At 74.5% G+C, this 14684-nt stretch carries 17 protein-coding genes; 10 read left to right on the forward strand and 7 right to left on the reverse strand.

The annotated features are described in order from the left end of the window. The coding region (locus MNZ27_RS20895) for a 3'-5' exoribonuclease YhaM family protein (protein ID WP_242396020.1) at nucleotides 1-1216 on the reverse strand (1216 nt) is incomplete at its 3' end. 222 nt (nucleotides 1217-1438) lie between these two features. Here MNZ27_RS20895 and MNZ27_RS20900 point away from each other — a divergent pair. From MNZ27_RS20900 to MNZ27_RS20935, 8 genes are all read left to right on the forward strand, one after another. Next, nucleotides 1439-2080 carry a nicotinamidase gene (locus tag MNZ27_RS20900; RefSeq protein ID WP_242396021.1) on the forward strand — a complete coding sequence of 214 codons (642 nt, stop codon included), beginning with the start codon at nucleotides 1439-1441 and terminating at the stop codon, nucleotides 2078-2080. A gap of 200 nt (nucleotides 2081-2280) precedes the next feature. Beyond that, nucleotides 2281-3435 carry a zinc-dependent alcohol dehydrogenase gene (locus MNZ27_RS20905; RefSeq protein WP_242396022.1) on the forward strand — a complete coding sequence of 385 codons (1155 nt, stop codon included), beginning with the start codon at nucleotides 2281-2283 and terminating at the stop codon, nucleotides 3433-3435. A 14-nt stretch (nucleotides 3436-3449) separates the two neighbouring features. Then, the gene (locus MNZ27_RS20910) at nucleotides 3450-3857 is read left to right on the forward strand and encodes a hypothetical protein (RefSeq protein WP_242396023.1); all 408 of its coding nucleotides are present in this window, start codon (nucleotides 3450-3452) and stop codon (nucleotides 3855-3857) included. 168 nt (nucleotides 3858-4025) lie between these two features. Then, nucleotides 4026-4517 (forward strand): universal stress protein, encoded by a 492-nt coding sequence (locus tag MNZ27_RS20915; protein WP_408629705.1) that lies wholly within the window; start codon nucleotides 4026-4028, stop codon nucleotides 4515-4517. 54 nt (nucleotides 4518-4571) lie between these two features. Next, nucleotides 4572-4976, forward strand: a complete 405-nt coding sequence (locus tag MNZ27_RS20920; RefSeq protein ID WP_242396025.1) for a CBS domain-containing protein — start codon at nucleotides 4572-4574, stop codon at nucleotides 4974-4976. Between the two features lie 176 nt (nucleotides 4977-5152). After that, the gene (locus MNZ27_RS20925; RefSeq protein WP_242396026.1) at nucleotides 5153-5470 is read left to right on the forward strand and encodes a TraR/DksA family transcriptional regulator; all 318 of its coding nucleotides are present in this window, start codon (nucleotides 5153-5155) and stop codon (nucleotides 5468-5470) included. A gap of 109 nt (nucleotides 5471-5579) precedes the next feature. Next, on the forward strand, nucleotides 5580-6266 hold the full coding sequence (locus tag MNZ27_RS20930; protein ID WP_242396027.1) for a TatD family nuclease-associated radical SAM protein: 687 nt from the start codon (nucleotides 5580-5582) through the stop codon (nucleotides 6264-6266). A gap of 133 nt (nucleotides 6267-6399) precedes the next feature. Next, nucleotides 6400-7845 (forward strand): sigma-54-dependent transcriptional regulator, encoded by a 1446-nt coding sequence (locus MNZ27_RS20935; protein WP_242396028.1) that lies wholly within the window; start codon nucleotides 6400-6402, stop codon nucleotides 7843-7845. A gap of 21 nt (nucleotides 7846-7866) precedes the next feature. Here MNZ27_RS20935 and MNZ27_RS20940 read toward each other — a convergent pair whose 3' ends face one another. The 6 genes from MNZ27_RS20940 to MNZ27_RS20965 all read right to left on the reverse strand — a co-directional run bounded on the left by MNZ27_RS20940 (nucleotide 7867) and on the right by MNZ27_RS20965 (nucleotide 12359). Continuing rightward, a complete protein-coding gene (locus MNZ27_RS20940; protein ID WP_242396029.1) occupies nucleotides 7867-8988 on the reverse strand; it encodes a sensor histidine kinase in 1122 nt (373 codons plus the stop codon). Between the two features lie 40 nt (nucleotides 8989-9028). Then, nucleotides 9029-10183 (reverse strand): sensor histidine kinase, encoded by a 1155-nt coding sequence (locus tag MNZ27_RS20945; RefSeq protein ID WP_242396030.1) that lies wholly within the window; start codon nucleotides 10181-10183, stop codon nucleotides 9029-9031. A 127-nt stretch (nucleotides 10184-10310) separates the two neighbouring features. Continuing rightward, nucleotides 10311-10733, reverse strand: coding sequence for a universal stress protein (locus tag MNZ27_RS20950; protein ID WP_242396031.1), 423 nt, complete (start codon nucleotides 10731-10733; stop codon nucleotides 10311-10313). Nucleotides 10734-10854: 121 nt separating this feature from the next. Then, nucleotides 10855-11121: a hypothetical protein gene (locus tag MNZ27_RS20955; RefSeq protein WP_242396032.1), complete on the reverse strand. Its 267-nt coding sequence runs from the start codon at nucleotides 11119-11121 to the stop codon at nucleotides 10855-10857. 325 nt (nucleotides 11122-11446) lie between these two features. Further along, nucleotides 11447-11653, reverse strand: coding sequence for a twin-arginine translocase TatA/TatE family subunit (gene tatA / locus MNZ27_RS20960; RefSeq protein WP_242396033.1), 207 nt, complete (start codon nucleotides 11651-11653; stop codon nucleotides 11447-11449). 49 nt (nucleotides 11654-11702) lie between these two features. Further along, complete coding sequence (locus tag MNZ27_RS20965) at nucleotides 11703-12359, reverse strand: Crp/Fnr family transcriptional regulator (protein WP_242396034.1); 657 nt, start codon at nucleotides 12357-12359, stop codon at nucleotides 11703-11705. A gap of 285 nt (nucleotides 12360-12644) precedes the next feature. Between MNZ27_RS20965 and MNZ27_RS20970 the strand changes: the two genes are divergently transcribed. Beyond that, complete coding sequence (locus MNZ27_RS20970) at nucleotides 12645-13814, forward strand: molybdopterin molybdotransferase MoeA (RefSeq protein ID WP_242396035.1); 1170 nt, start codon at nucleotides 12645-12647, stop codon at nucleotides 13812-13814. Between the two features lie 32 nt (nucleotides 13815-13846). After that, nucleotides 13847-14684: molybdopterin-guanine dinucleotide biosynthesis protein B (gene mobB, locus MNZ27_RS20975; protein WP_242396036.1), on the forward strand; the 838-nt coding region annotated here is incomplete at its 3' end.

Raw genomic sequence — 14684 nt, forward strand, 5'->3', positions numbered from 1 at the left:
GTCGCTCGTGCCGGGGCGCCGCGGCGCCCTCCGGCCGCGCGACCGGGGCCGCGGCGGCACCCTCCGCGGGTCCGGCCTCCGCGACCGCCGCCGCCGGCTGGGGACGCGGCTCGGTGCGCCGCTTCTCCTTGGGCTTCTTGTTCCGGGGCGCGCCGCCCTGACCGGGCTCGCGGGGGACGTAGATCACCGGCGTCATGAGCTCGGGCGGCGGACCCTTCTTCTCCGCCTGCACGGTCGGCAGGCTGCCGCGCCAGATCGGCTGCTCGTAGACGTTGTTCGAGTCGGTCCAGCGGCGGTTCCCGCCGTCGCGGCCCATCAGGTTGAGCCACGAGTTGACGCGGCTGTCGATCTCGTCGATCTCGTGCGTGAGGAGCGCCTCGAGCGTCATCGGCGTCTTGGGCGAGCCGTACTCGGTCCGGCCGTGGTGCGACAGGACGAGGTGCACGATGTGGTGCTCGAGATCGCGCGACGCGCCGACGCGGCGGGCCTTGTCGTGGATCCACTGCGCCGTCATGACGAGGTGGCCGACCAGGCGCCCCTCGTCGCTGTACTCGGCGTTCCGGTCGCCGGAGAGCTCGCGGATCTTGCCGAGGTCGTGGAAGAACGCGCCGGCGACGAGCAGGTCGCGATCGACCTGCGGATAGTGGTCCGCGAGGCGGTGGGCGAGCTTGAGGCACGAGATGGTGTGCTCGAGCAGGCCGCCGGCGTACGCGTGGTGGATGCTCTTCGCGGCGGGCGCCCGGCGCAGCCGGTGCGCGACGTCCTCGTCCTCGACGAACGCCTTCACCAGGTCCTTCACGTGCGGATCGACGATGGCGTCCACCAGCCCGAGCATCTCCTTCCAGGCGGCCTCCTCGGCCTCGGACGGGCCGGGCTTCTCCGGCTTCTTGGGCTCCGGCGGCGGCGCCCACACGAACTCGGCGGCCTCGACGGTGGCGGGGTCCACCTTCGTCACGGCCTCGATCCGGAGCTGCGGCTTGCCCTGGAACGCGCCGATCGGCCCCTCGACCTCGACGTAGTCCTTCTCCTCGAAGGCGGCGCCGAGCTCCTCGATCTTCTCGAAGGCGCGGGCCTCGAGCTCGCCGGTCTTGTCCTGGAGCGTGACGGAGAGGTACGTCTTCCCGCTCTTGGCGGTCGGGATGGCCTTGCGGCCGACGAGGAAGACGCTCTTCGCGCGCTCTCCCTCCTTGACGTCCTTTGCCCAAAGCTTGTCCATGGTGCGCCGCAAGCTAGCCCAAGCACCGGGCGGAGACAATCGGATTTCCGCCCGGATACGCGGGCCTACGGTCATCTTCGCGGACGCGCCGGCTCCCCGCCCGGGGGAGCGCCGGGCGGCCGGATGGCGCCACCGGGTCGCCTCGGGCCGCGCGACGAGGCGGCCCCGCCCGCGGCGCGATCCCGCCGCCGGCTCCGTCGCGCCGGGTTAGAACCCGATCGCATGCGCCTCGACCGCGAGAAGGACGCGCTCATCGTCGTGGACCTGCAGCACGACTTCCTGCCCGGCGGCGCGCTCGCCGTCGGCGACGGGGACGCGATCATCGAGCCCATCGCGCGCCTCGCGCCGGCGTTCGGGACCGTGGTGGCGACGCAGGACTGGCATCCGCGCGGGCACGTGTCGTTCGCGTCGGCGCACGCGGGACGGCGGCCCTTCGAGACGGCCGCGCTGCCCCAGGGGCCGCAGGAGCTCTGGCCCGATCACTGCGTCCAGGGGACGCGCGGGGCGGCGCTGCACGAGGGCGTCCCGGACGCCGCCGTCACCCTCGTCCTCCGGAAGGGCACCCGCCGCGAGGTCGACTCGTACAGCGCGTTCCGCGAGAACGTCGGCCCGGACGGCGGGCGCCCGACGACTGGCCTCGGCGCCTGGCTCGCGGCGCGCGGCGTGCGGCGGGTGTTCGTCGTCGGGCTGGCGCGCGACTTCTGCGTCCGCGCCACGGCGGCGGACGCGGTGGCCGAGGGGCTCGAGGCCGTCGTCCTCGACGACCTCACCCGCGCCGTGTTCCCGGAGCGGAGCGCGGAGACGGACGCCGCGCTCGCGCGGGCCGGGGTGGAGCGCGCGACGGCGGGCGACCTCGAGCGGTGAGGGCGGCAGGCCTCGGGCCTCGGGCTTCGGGCCTCGGGCTTCGGGCCTCGGGGAGCCACGCGGCGGGCCTCCGCCCGGCGGGCGCCGCCCGGCTCGCTCGCCCCGGGATCGCTCGCCCCGGGATCGCTCGCCCCGGGATCGCTCCGCCGGACGCGCGTTGCGAGCGCGTCGACCGCGCCGAACCTTCACGGCGGAGGCGCATGCGAGCGCTGACGTACGAGGGACCGGGCCGCGTGCGGGTCCGCGACAAGCCCGACCCGCGGATCGAGCACCCGGACGACGTGATCCTGCGCGTGACGCGGGCGGCGATCTGCGGCTCGGACCTGCACCTGTTCCACGGCCTCGTGCCGGACACGCGCGTCGGCACCACCTTCGGCCACGAGTTCACCGGCGTGGTGGAGGAGCTCGGCGCGGGGGTACGGAGCCTGGCGCGCGGCGACCGCGTGGTCGTGCCCTTCAACATCTCGTGCGGGACGTGCTTCTACTGCGCGCGCGGCCTCTCCGGCGCCTGCGAGGCCTCGAACCCGATGAGCGATCTCGCCTCCGGCGTGTACGGCTACTCGCACACGACCGGCGGGTACGACGGCGGCCAGGCGGAGTACGTGCGCGTCCCGTTCGCCGACGTCGGGCCGACGAAGATCCCGGAGGACCTGACGGACGAGGACGTCCTGCTCCTCTCCGACGTCCTCCCCACCGGCTACCAGGCCGCGGAGATGGCCGGCGTGCGCGCCGGGGACGCCGTGGCGATCTTCGGCTGCGGTCCGGTGGGGCTGGTCGCCGCGCGCGCGGCGTGGCTCCTCGGCGCCGGGCGCGTCGTCGCGCTCGATCGCGTGGCCGAGCGGCTCGCGTTCGCGCGGCGATGGGCGGGCGCCGAGACCATCGACCTCGCGCGGGTGCGGGATCCCGTGGCGGCGCTCCGGACGCTGAACGACGGCCGCGGCCCCGACGCGTGCGTGGACGCCGTGGGGCTCGAGGCGTCCGGCTCGGCGTGGCAGACGGTGGTGGGGCGCGGCCTCAAGCTCGTGCCGGGCTCGGCGGTCGCGCTCGCCTGGGCGATCCACGCGGTGCGCAAGGGCGGGACCGTCTCGATCGTCGGCGTGTACGGCCCGCCCGCGAACCCGGTCCCGATCGGCGCGGCGATGAACAAGGGCCTCACCCTGCGGATGGCCCAGTCGAACGTGAAGCGCTACGTCCCGCACCTGATCGACCTCGTGCGCGCGGGCCGCCTCGACGGCAAGGGGCTCATCACGCACCGGTTCCCCCTCGAGCACGCCCCGCGGGCGTACGCGCTGTTCGAGGCGAGGGCCGACGGCTGCGTGAAGTGCGTGCTCGTCCCGCCGCGGGCGGTCGCATGAGGAACGGGAGGGGCATGGAGGGCTGGGAGGGCCATCCGACGCCGCGCCTGACGAGCGAGGCGGTGGACGCCACCCCGACGTCGCGGCCGGGCGTGCCCCGGGAGTGGTCGCCGGAGCCCGCGCCGGGTGCGTACTGGACCGTCCCCGAAGCGCAGCCCGACGCCGCGGCGCTCGAGGCCTCGGGGGTCAGGCGGCGGACGCCGGTGTTCGGGACCGCCCAGCCCGCCCGCGGCGCTTCTGGCGCGCTGCGCCGGCTGGCGTATCGGCTCCCGGACCAGCGCGCGGCGCGCTGGGCGCTCCTGCTGGCCGCGGACCGCGTGGACGTCGCCGAGCACCGCCTCGCGCGCGGGCTGGGGATCCTCGCCCTGCTGGGCGCCGTGGCCGCCGGGTACGCGCTCGCCTCCCGGGCCCTCCGCCGCTGAGCGCGGCCGGCTCGCGACCGGGTGCGCTGGCTCCCGCCGGACCCGGCGAGCCAGCGCGGGAACCGGACGGCCCCGGCCCGGAACCACCCTCCACCCGGGACGCCCGGGGGACCTCACCTCGGCACGAAGTTTTCAATGCTACGATGACGCACGGCATTCACCGTGGAGGTGCGCTTGCCCGCTGCCCTCACCCGGATCCTGGTGCCGATCGACTTCTCGCCCTCCGCACGGGCGGCGCTGGAGTACGCGACCTTCCTCGCGGGGAAGCTGGACGCGGAGCTGGAGGTCCTCCACGTGTGGGAGCCGCCCGGCTACCTCGGCCCCGACACCCTCGCGCTCCTCCCCGTCGGCTCCGGCGAGCCGGCGTGGGAGCAGACGCGCGCCGAGGTCCAGCGCGAGCTCGAGCAGCAGCTCGCCCGCGCGGTGGCGCGGCCCCGGGCGTTCTCGGTGCGGGTCGAGGCGGGCGAGCCGTCGGACACGATCCTGCGGCTCGCGCGCGAGGGCGGCGTCGATCTCATCGTGATGGGGACGCACGGGCGCACGGGGCTCTCGCGCCTCCTCATCGGGAGCGTCGCGGAGGCGGTCCTCCGGCGCTCCGGGTGCCCGGTGCTGACGATCCGGGTGCCGACCAGGACGTCGCGGGACGCCGTCCCGCTCTAGCCCGCTCGCCCCGGCGGGCCGGCGCGGCGGCGCCTCCTCGGCAGGAGGTGGGCCATGACGCTCGTCTCGGAGGCGATGAACCGGAGCCCGGTGATCATCGGGCCCGAGGCGGAGCTGACGGAGGCCGCCGCGCTGCTCGCCGCGACGCAGGCGGCGCACCTGCTCGTCGTGGACGAGGGGAACCTGGTGGGCATCCTCTGCCGGTGCGACGTGCGCGACACCACGCCGGACGAGCGCGTCGCCGATCGGATGGCGGTGCCGGTGATGACCGTCCGGCCGGACGCGACGCTCGAGGAGGCCGCGCTCACCATGCAGGACTGCGGCGTGGGCTGCGTGCCGGTGGCGCTGGGAGGGCTCGTGCTCGGCACCATCTCCGCGGAGGAGCTGGAGCGCGCCGGGCTGGAGCCGCCGGCGCACCGCCACTGCCACGACCCTGGCGAGGCGTCGCGGGCCTGCTGAAGCTCGCGGTTCCCGGCGTGGCGCGGCCGCCGGATTCCGGAGTGATCTCCGGGACGTTTGCGCAAGCCGTGCGTCGCCTGACCCGGCGCACGCAACTCTCGCAGACCCACTCGAGGAAAAAAGCCCGGAAGTGCCCGCGTCGCCCGCCGGGCACGGCTCGTGAAGAGCGGGCCCGCATGAGTCGCTTCGAGGCGGAGGCCCGCGAGGTGCTGCTGCGGCGCCGCCGCTCGCTCAGCCATGGGACCACGGCCGCGGCGCCCGCGGATCCTTCGGCCCGGTGGTCGGATTACGAAGGGCAGCCGGAGCCGATGCCGGAGGACGTGCGCCGGGAGCTCGCCGACATCGACGCCGCCCTCGCACGCATCCAGGAGGGGCGTTACGGGACCTGCCTGAACTGCGGCGGCCCGCTCGGCCTCCAGCGCCTCCGGGCGCTCCCCGAGGCTCGCTTCTGCGTCGCCTGCAGCGGGTCCCTCCAGCAGCACCACGGGGAGTGAGCGGGCGGGCGGGAACCATCGGCGGCGCTCGCACGTTATGGATGGCGAAGGCTCGCTCCGGGCGCTTCGGTAGCGCTCCAGGCGGGCTCCTGCTATCTCACCGTCACCCGTGCCGATCTCCGAGGAGAAGCCCGCCGAGCCCGTGCTCGCCTATCCGCTGGGCGACGCGCTCTACCTGAACGTCACGAGCGCGTGCACGCTCGCGTGCGTCTTCTGCCCGAAGATCCGGGACGGTGACTTCACCGTAGGTCCCTATGACCTGCGGGTCGTCCGGAACCCCGACGTCGAGCAGGTCTGGGACGCGGCGGTCCGGGCCGGGCTCGACGGTCGCTCCGAGGTCGTGTTCACCGGCTTCGGCGAGTCGACGCGCCGCCTGGACGTGGTGCTGGAGATCGCCCGCCGGCTCAAGGCCGCCGGCGTCCGGCGCGTGCGCCTCGACACCGACGGGCTGGCGAGCCTGCGCGAGGGGCGTGACGTGCCGCCGCTCCTCGCCGCGGCGGGCGTGGACGCCGTCTCCGTCTCGCTCAACGCGGCCGACGCCGGGACGTACGCCCGGATCTGCCCGAGCCGCTACGGGGAGCGCGCCTACGAGGCGGTGAAGGACTTCATCCGCAGCGCGGTGGGCTGCCTCCCCGACGTGGCCGCGAGCGCGGTGGCCTTGCCCGGGAACTCCGAGCAGGCCTGCCGCGCCGTCGCGGAGTCGCTCGGCGCGCGGTTCCGCTGGCGGCCGTACGATCGGCTCGGACGGCTCGAGAGCGCCGACCGCACGGCGGTCGGTGGACGCCGGGCGGGGTGAGGCTTCCGCAGGCCCGGCGGAGGGTTTCCGCCGTGGCCCCGAGCACTTGGACCTGCTGTTGACGCTGGACGGCGGGGCCGGAATCATGCATAACCTGCGGGCTTCCGCAGGCTTTGCGCTCTCCAGGAGAAGCATGACCATTCCGAATGCGGGCGCCCGGGCGGGCAAGGAGCGGATCCTGGTCGTCGACGACGAGCAGAACGCTCGCGTCGCGCTCCGGACCATCCTCACCGAGGAAGGGTACGAGGTCGCCGAGGCCGCCGACGGGGAGGAGGCGCTCGCGCTCATCCCCGGGTTCGCGCCGGCGGTCGTCCTCGCCGACGTGCGGATGCCTCGCATGGACGGCATCACGCTCCTCAAGCGGGCGCGCGAGCAGGGCTCCGACGCGATCTTCTGCATGATGACCGCGTTCGCCAGCGTCGAGGCGGCGGTCGAGGCGATGCGGGCCGGCGCCGAGAACTACCTCGTCAAGCCGATCGACGTGAACGCGGTGCTGGTGATCCTCGAGAAGGCCCTCGAGAAGCTCCGGCTCCAGCGCGACACGGCGAACCTCCGGGAGCGCGTGCGCGAGCGGTACCGGTTCCACAACATCGTCGGCGACGCGCCCGAGCTGCAGGCGGTCTACGAGGTCGTGAAGCGCGCGGCGCCGACGCGGGCGACCGTGCTCATCCTCGGCGAGTCCGGCACCGGCAAGGAGCTCATCGCCCAGGCGCTCCACGAGGAGTCGCCGCGGGCGGACAAGCCGTTCATCAAGGTGAACTGCGCCGCGCTCTCCGAGACCCTCCTCGAGTCGGAGCTGTTCGGGCACGAGAAGGGCGCCTTCACCGGCGCGATCGGGCGCAAGGAGGGGCGGTTCGAGCTCGCCGACGGCGGCACGCTCTTCCTCGACGAGATCGGCGACATCTCGCCGGCGCTCCAGATCAAGCTGCTCCGGGTCCTGCAGCAGAAGGAGTTCGAGCGGGTCGGCGGGACGCAGACGATCAAGGTGGACGTGCGCCTCGTCGCCGCCACCAACCGCGACCTCGCGGCCGAGGTGAAGGCCGGGAAGTTCCGCGAGGACCTCTACTACCGGCTCAACGTCGTCGCCGTGACGCTGCCGCCGCTGCGGCAGCGCAAGGGCGACATCCCGGCCCTCGTCTCGCACTTCATCGACAAGTACTCGAAGGCGTACGGGAAGGAGATCCGGGGGCTCGCGCCCGGGACGCTGAACGCGCTCCTCTCGCACGACTGGCCGGGCAACGTCCGCGAGCTCGAGAACGTGGTCGAGCGCGCGGTGGTGCTCTGCAAGGGGACCGAGCTCACCGCGGACGACCTCCCGCCGACGCTCCGCGGGCCGCGGCCGCGGGAGCGGGCGCCCGGGGCGCTCATCCCCGGCGCGACGCTCTACGAGATCGAGCGCGAGGCCATCCTGCGCACCCTGGAGATGGTCGGCGGCTCGACCTCCCGCGCCGCCGAGATCCTCGGGATCAGCGTCCGGAAGATCCAGTACCGGCTGAAGGAGTACGCGGCCGGCGGGGAGCGCGGCCACGCGGCCGAGCCCGCGGAGGGCGCGGCGCCGGGGAAGACGGGCGAGGCGTAGCCCGCCGCGCCGGGCAGGGCCCTACCGCGCCGCCGGCAGCACCAGCACGAAGCGCGCGCCGCCCTCCGGGCTCTCGCCCGCGGTGATCGTGCCGCGGTGCTGCGTCACGATCGCGTGCACGATCGAGAGCCCGAGGCCGGAGCCCTTCGCCTTCGTGGTGAAGAACGGCTCGAAGATGCGCTCGCGCGCGTCCGGGGGGACGCCGGGGCCGTCGTCGTCCACGAGGATCGACACCGCGCGCGACGTCTCGGGGCGCTCGGGGTCGACCGGCACCGGGCGGCAGGAGACGCGGACGTGCCCCCCGTCGCCCACTGACTCGAGCGCGTTCAGGCAGAGGTTCACGAGCACCTGCTGGAGCCGCTCCTCGTCGCCGGCGACGGGCGGCACGGGCGCGAGGTCGCGATCGAGCGACACGCCGCGACGCTCCGCCTCTCCGCCGAGGAGGTCGAGCACGCGGGTCACGATCGGGACGAGCGCGATCGGCCTGGGCACGAACTCGCGCGGGCGCGCGAACTGCAGGAAGTCCTCGAGGATGTGGTCCAGCCGCCGGATCTCGTCCTTCACCAGCGAGAGGGGCTCGAGCAGGGACGCCTGGCTCTCCTGCGCGAGCTTCTGGATCCGGCGCTCGAGGACCGAGAGCTGGAGCGCGGCCGCGTTCAGGGGGTTGCGGATCTCGTGGGAGAGGCCGGCGGTCATCGTCCCGACCGCGGCGAGCTTCTCCGCCATCTGCGCCCGGCGGGCGAGCTCCCGCTTCTCGGCGTGGAGCCGCACCTGGCGCATCGCCTGCTCGACCGTGACGAGCAGCTCCTGCGTCGCGCACGGCTTCACGAGGTAGGCGCACGCGCCGGCGCGCACCGCCGCGACGGCCGACTCCAGGGTGGCGAAGCCGGTGAGCAGCACGACCTCGCCGTCGGGCGAGAGCTCCTTGAGGCGCGGGGCGAGGAGGGTGCCGTCGCCGTCCGGCAGCTTCAGATCCACGAGCGCGACGTCGAAGCCGCCCGCGGCGAGCCGCAGGGCGTCGGCGCACGAGCCGGCGCCGGCGACGGCGTAGGCGGCGCCCGCCAGGATCTCGGAGAGGTTCTCGACCAGGCTCGCGTTGTCGTCGACGACGAGGACGCGCGGCCGCTTCGGGGCAGGGGTCATCCCGGCTCCCCCGCGGGCTCGTGGTGGGCGGTGGCGACGCTCATCGGGAGGACATGATAGCCGGGAGCCGCACCGTGAAGCGCGCCCCGCCGCCCTCCCGGTCGGAGTAGCCGACCGAGCCGCCGTGGCGCTCGGCGATGCGCTTCACCAGCGCGAGCCCGAGCCCCACGCCGCGCTCCTTCGTGGTGATGAGCGGCTCGAACAGGCGGGCTCGCGTGGACGCGTCCACGCCCGGCCCCGTGTCCTCCACGTCGAGCTCGACGACGGCGTCCACCGCGCGCCCGCGGACCGTCACCGCCCCCGCCGGCGACGCGGCGAACACGGCGTTCTCGAGGAGGTTCACGAACACCTGCCGGAGCTGGACGGGATCGCCGTCCACGTCCGGCAGCCCCTCGAGCCCCTCGAGCGCGACGGCGACCGTCGGCGGCCGCTTCACCGCGTCGGCGGCGCCGGCGATCACCCTCGCGAGCGTCACCGGCTGCCGCGCGAGCGGCCGGTCCCGGATCATGTCGAGCAGGTTGGTGATGATGCCGTTCGCGACGCCGAGCTGCTCGGCGATCCGGTCCACGTGCTTGCGCGCGCGCTCGTCCTCGCCCAGCCGCCCGCGGAGGATGTAGAGCGAGGTCTCGATGACGCCGAGGGGGTTGCGGAGGTCGTGGCCGATCGAGGCGACGAGCTGCCCGAAGGTCGAGAGCCGCTCGGCCCGCGCGCGCTGCGCGAGGAGGTCCTCGCGGTAGGTGTGGAGCATCACGGCGAGCTCGAGGTCGAGGATCTTCCCGAGCGCGTTGCGCACGTGCTCGAGCGCCGGTGGCTCCTGGTGGAAGCGCTCCCAGGCGAGCCGTCCCAGCTCGGTCCGGAGCACGTTCATCGCGCCGAACATGTAGTGCTGGGGCAAGCCGATGCGGACGTGCACGCGGCCGATCCGGTACCGGTTCGACCAGTACGCGTCGTCCCACGGCCCGGTGAGGAGCGAGTCCATCCAGGCGACCAGCGTCTCCTTGAGGTGGCCGACCTGGCGCTCGCCGCGGACGAGGACCTCGTGGGCCTCCTCGTGCGAGAAGATCCGGTCGTAGAAGACGTCGGCGATCGCCACGAGGTGCGGGCGCGCGTACGGGTAGAGCGCCCGGAGCGCCTGCTCGTCGGCCGTGTCGAACCGCACGTAGCGCTTCAGCTCGTCGTAGACGGTCTCCGGCATGCCCTTCGGTATCTAGGAGGGCGCCGCCGGCTGGTCAACGCACGCTGCGCCGAGTGATCGCCCGGCCGCGCCCCCTCGGCCGGCGCCGGCCCTCCGGACGCCGGGCCGCGGCACCCGTCGCCGCGTTTCAGTGCACGACGAGGACCGGCTTGGGGCTGATGTGCACGAGCCGATCGGAGACGCTCCCGAGGAACATCCGCGCGACGGCGCCGTGGCCTCGCGAGCCGACGACCACCAGCCCGACGTCCCCGGCGGCCGCCTCCTCGGCGATGGCCTCGGCGGGCGAGCCGTACAGCACCGTCCGGTTCGTCTCGAGCCCGCCGAGGTCGAGCGCGGCCTCGGCCTTGTCGAGGAGGGTGGCCGCGTAGGCACGGTGCTCCTTCTCGACCTCCGCGATCGTGAGCCCGTACACGTCCGGAGGCAGCAGCAGGCGCGGGACGACGTGTACGAGGGTGAGCTTCGAGCCGAACCGCCGCGCGATGTCCACCGCCATGCGCGCCGCCTTGAGCGCGGGCTCCGAGCCGTCCACCGCCACGAGGATCCTGTCCATGTGTCCCCCGGCCGCGCGAGACGCGTCTGACGCGTCCCTCGAGACGGAAGGTAGCATCGTCCGGGCCAACCCGACCGCCGATCCAGGGTAAGGAGGCCTGCGCGAGACGTCCGCGCGGGCTTCACGCGCGGGCGTGCCCCTCGGCGACGTCGAGCGGGACGCCCAGGTATCCGAGCAGCCGCTGCTCCGGCCAGCGCAGGCCCCGGAGCGCGATCCGGGCGCGTCCGGACGCGAGGTCACGCGCAAGCTGACCGAGCGCCGTCGCCTGGCACTCCAGGACGCCGTAGAAGTCGATCTCGACGAAGGCGCCCGGGACGACCTTGGCGAGCAGCTCGTGCAGACGCCTCGCCTCCTCGACCCCGAACGCCGGGCCGAGCTCGATCAGCAACCGATCCGATGCCGACCTCTGGATCTGGAAGCCCATCCGGCCCTCCCGCGAAGAGTAACCAGCCGAGATCGAAAAATCGTGCCCGGGTAAGGGGTACCACCCCGTGTGGGGAGGTGAGGGAGGGGAGTCGGTGGGGGATGAACTCACCGCCTCGGCTCGAGCCGAGCCCGAGGCGGCGGTGTACGCGCGGAATGCCAATGCACCAGCCTCCCGCGATCCGCTCCGCGCAGGCAAGGCGGGGATCACAGGAGCTGCGGCGACGCGCGCCGTGCGATGCTGGGGCTGCGAAGAGGAGGGCGCGGTCGCGCCCTCCCGGACGATCCGATCAGGCCTGCTTGGAGCCCGTGTCGGTCGGCGTGGGCTTCGAGGCGTCGGCCGCCTTGTCCTCGTCGGCGCCTTCGCTCAACGCCTTCTTGAAGCTCCGGATCCCCTGGCCGAGACCCGCTCCGAGCTGCGGAAGCTTGCTGGCGCCGAAGAGGACGACGACGATGAGGAGGATGACGATCAGCTCTGGCATTCCGAGCCTGGGCATGGTGTTCCCTTTCAATGCCGCACGAACGGCGGACCACCCATAACAGCGTTCAGGCCGCGTTGTCTTCCATCGCGATGGCGGCCAGGCGCCGGTGGTCGAGCACCCGCACGCCGCGCGACGCGTCCACGACCCCGTCCTTCTCGAGCTTCGTCAGGCAGCGCGAGAGCGTTTCGGGGCGCATCCCGAGGAGCCGCGCGACGACCTGCTTCCGGACGGCGTTCGGCCGGTCGGCCAGGAAGCGGGCGTGGGCGAGGGCGAACCGCGCGACGCGCGACAGGCAGTCGCCCTGGCGCCAGTTCACCTCGTCGCGCTGCTGGCGTCCTTCCGTGAGGAGCAGATCGAGCACCACCCGCGCCGCGCTCCGGTCCGGGCCGACCCATTGCGAGAGCGCGTCGCCGCTGATCCCGCAGATCTTCACGCGCGAGAGCGCCCGGACCTCGAACGGCGAGGCCTCGCTCTGGAGCGCCTCGGTGCAGAGCAGCGACGAGGGGCCGCGGAGCGATAGCAGGAGCTCGGAGCCGCGCGGGGACACCGCCGAGAGGGCGACGAACCCCTCCTTGACGAAGTAGACCGTCCGGGGCCGCTCGCCCTGCGCGCAGATCGTCGCTCCGGACTCGCGGCTCGTCGGGGTCAGGCGGCACCGCCCCTGCGACGCGATCCCCAGCGAGCACGCGTTGCAGTCCGTCACCGGTGCGTTCGAGAGCACACTTCCTCCCATGGGTCGAGACAGCTTGATCGCCGTCTGTTTGCACGAGCTAGGCCCGCGTAGATGCGAGGGTTTACTCTCACGCCCGTGCATGGGTTGCGTTTTGGCTTCGATCAAGCCCACCCATGCGCACGTTTTGCGGCCAGGTGGTTGGGGAGCCCTGGCGGCATCCGCCTGGCCGAAGGGAGGCGCGCGCTGACGTCGGCGCTCACCGCGGCCGCGGCGCCGCGCGGGCGCGCTCGCCGCGCCACCGGCGCTCTCGCGTCGCGTGGCATAGTGGGAGGGATGGACCGGCTCCTGCGCATCCGCGACGACATCCTCGGGACCATCGCGCCCCTGCCCGCCGAGGAGGTCCCGACGGCCGACTCCGGAGGTCGATACCTCGCGGCGGCGGCGCTGGCGCGCGTCGCCGCGCCGCCGCACACCTGCTCCGCGATGGACGGCTACGCCGTGCGGGCGCAGGACGTCCGCGGGGCGGCCTCGCTCCCGATCCGGCAGACGATCTACGCCGGCGACGTCCCCGCGGCGCCGCTCGCGGCGGGCGAGGCCGCGCGCATCTTCACCGGCGCGACGCTGCCGGAGGGCGCCGACGCCGTGGTCCGGGAGGAGGCCGCCCGGGAGCGGGACGGGCGCGTCGAGCTCCCGGGAGCGGCGCGCGCGGGCGAGAACGTCCGGCGGGCCGGGGAGGACGTCGCGGCGGGCGGGGTCGCGCTCCCGCCCGGCGCCCGCGTCGGCGCGCGTCAGGCGGCGCTCCTCGCGGCGGTGGGCGTGCAGGCGATCTCGGCGCGCGCGCGACCCCGGGTCGCGGTGATCTCGACGGGCGACGAGGTGGTCTCCGGGCGAACGCCCGACTCGAACGGCGCGGCGATCGCGGGCCTCCTTCGCGCGCTCGGCGCCGAGCCGCTCCGGCGGACGGCGGCGGATCGGCTCGAGACCGTCGAGGAGGCGATCGCGGCGGCCCTGCGCGACGCGGACGCCGTGGTGACGATCGGCGGCGTGTCGGTCGGGGTCCGGGATCTCGTGCCCGAGGCGCTCGCGCGGGTCGGCGCGGAGGTGCGCGTCCACGGCGTCCCGATGAAGCCCGGCAAGCCGTTCCTGTTCGCGCGCGCCGCTGGGAAGCCCGTCTTCGGCCTGCCGGGGAGCCCCTCCGCGTGCCTCGTCGCGTTCGAGGTCTTCGCGCGCCCGGCGCTGCTCGCGCTCGCCGGCGCGGCGCGGACCGGCCGCCGGGTGGTGCCGCTCCGGCTCGCCGAGGCGGTCACGGGCAAGCCGGGGCGGGCGCGGCTGCTGTGGGCCACGGTGGAGGACGGCGGCCGGGTCCGGCCGGTAGGGCGCGACGCCGCGCAGGTGCGAGGACCAGCGCTCGCCGACGCGCTCGTGTGCCTGCCGTCGGACGCCGGGGAGCTGCCCGAGGGCGCGGAGGTGACGGCGTGGCTCCTCGACGACGACGTGGGCTAGCCTCGAGGGCCGCGCCTCCGCCGATCGTCGCGGTGTCCGGCCCGAGCGGGGTCGGGAAGACGCGCCTGCTCGCGCGGCTCGTCGGGCTCCTCGCCGCGCGCGGCGTCCGCGTCGGCGTGCTGAAGCACACCGGCCACGCGCACGGGCTGGACGTGCCCGGCAAGGACACCGACGTGCTCCGGCGCGCAGGCGCGGTCGCGGCGGCGATCGAGGGACCGGCGGAGATGGCGTACTTCGGCCCGCCCGCGGGCGGCGCGAGGGCGCTCGCGCGGCTCCTGCCGCCGGTCGACCTGATCCTCGCGGAGGGCTGGAAGCGCGAGCCGCTGCCGCGGATCGAGGTGCACCGCGCCCGGGTGGCGCGCCCGTTCCTCTGCGCCACGGATCGGCGCGTCTTCGCCGTCGTCACCGACGTCGCCCCGCCCCGCCCGGTGCCGGCGTTCGGCGCCGACGACATCGCGCCGCTCGCGGACCTCCTCTGTGCCCGCTTCGGGATCGCAAGTCCACGCCGGGGGCGAGCACGGTTGCGGGTACGACCGTCCGTGAGCAGCCTTCCCGCGAAGGGAAGCGAGCGCACGTTCGCGCTCGGGGGACGATCGCACATGGCGAAGACCACGAACCGGCGAGGCGCGAAGCGGAGCAGCGCGCGCGGCGCCCGGCGGAGCAGCACCGGCTCGCGCAGCGCCGCGGGCCGCAAGGGCGGCACGGCCACGCTCCGCTCCCGCGGAGCGGAGTTCTACTCGGAGATCGGGAAGAAGGGCGGCAGGAGCCGCGCCGCGGCGAGCCGGCGCGCGCGCGCGGCAGGGGCGCGCTCGACCGGCGCGCGGGCCGGCGGTGGACGCGCTGCGTCGAAGGGGACGCGGCGCGCGACGC

Source organism: Anaeromyxobacter oryzisoli, assembly GCF_022690765.1.
GTDB classification, from domain to species: Bacteria; Myxococcota; Myxococcia; order Myxococcales; family Anaeromyxobacteraceae; genus Anaeromyxobacter; species Anaeromyxobacter oryzisoli.